1 protein-coding gene is annotated in these 443 nt (G+C 33.4%); it reads left to right on the top strand.

What is annotated here, in order from left to right; all coding sequences use genetic code 11:
* On the top strand, positions 1-397 hold a 397-nt coding region (locus tag ACF91D_RS31960; protein ID WP_392438730.1), incomplete at its 5' end, for a recombinase family protein.
* Positions 398-443: the final 46 nt, after the last annotated feature.

The following is a 443-nucleotide window of genomic DNA, read 5'->3' as shown; positions in this document are numbered from 1 at the left end:
AGTTGTTTATAAACTTGACCGTCTTGGACGTACAACCAAACAATTGATTGAACTGGCTCAATGGCTTGAAAGTAATGGTATTGAACTTGAAATTATTGAAATGAATATCAATACCAATGACGCAATGGGTAAGATGTTTTTTATGATGATGAGTGCTTTTGCAGAACTCGAAGCTAATCTTTTAAGCGAAAGAACAAAAAAAGGTTTAGAAGCTGCAAGAGCAAGAGGACGCACAGGTGGTAGACCCAGATTACCAGATCATATAAGACGAATGATTAAATTTCTATACGATGAACAAAAACTTACTGGTGCAGAAATTGCTGAACAAACAGGAGTAAGTAGAACTACTGTATATCGTGTTATTAAAGAAAATTCTAACGATATATATTTTACTTAAGAATACTTTTAAGTAAATAATGCACTTTAAGGGTACACCCTAATCA

Source organism: Staphylococcus sp. 231237_7MaSpsaltlick (genome assembly GCF_043107035.1).
Note: the sequence above shows the minus strand (reverse complement) of the source record. Positions and strands in the feature narration are given on the sequence as shown.